Consider the following 466-nt stretch of genomic DNA (forward strand, 5'->3'; position numbering starts at 1 on the left):
CCGCCAGGGAACGGTCGGTCCCTCCGCCGTGGCACCACGCGGCGAGCAGCTCTCCTTCTACCGGGGCAGCGGTCCCTACCCCACGCCGAGGGCCCTGGACGCCCGCGAGATCGCGGACATCCGCCGGGGCTTCGCGGACGCGGCCCGCCGTGCGGCCGCAGCGGGCTTCGACGGCGTGGAGGTGCATGGCGCGAACGGCTACCTGCTCGACCAGTTCCTCACCGACTACCTCAACCAGCGCGAGGACGGGTATGGCGGCGGCGTCGAAAACCGCGTGCGCCTGGCGGCCGAGGTCGTGGACGAGGTGCTCCAGGCCGTGGGTTCCGAGATCGCGGTCGGCATCCGCATCTCCCAGTCCAAGGTCAGCGACTTCCACCACCGCTGGGCCGGCGGCATCGAGGAGGCCGAGACCATTTTCACCACCCTGGCCCGCACCGGCGCGCACTTCCTGCACACCACCGAATAC

At 71.5% G+C, this 466-nt stretch carries 1 protein-coding gene; it reads left to right on the forward strand.

Annotated features, from left to right (window positions below):
• Positions 1-466 (forward strand): oxidoreductase (locus tag KDL01_RS41895; protein ID WP_498038010.1); only part of this gene is annotated, 466 nt, incomplete at both ends.

It is taken from the genome of Actinospica durhamensis (assembly GCF_018139695.1).
Classification (GTDB): domain Bacteria; phylum Actinomycetota; class Actinomycetes; order Streptomycetales; family Catenulisporaceae; genus Actinospica; species Actinospica durhamensis.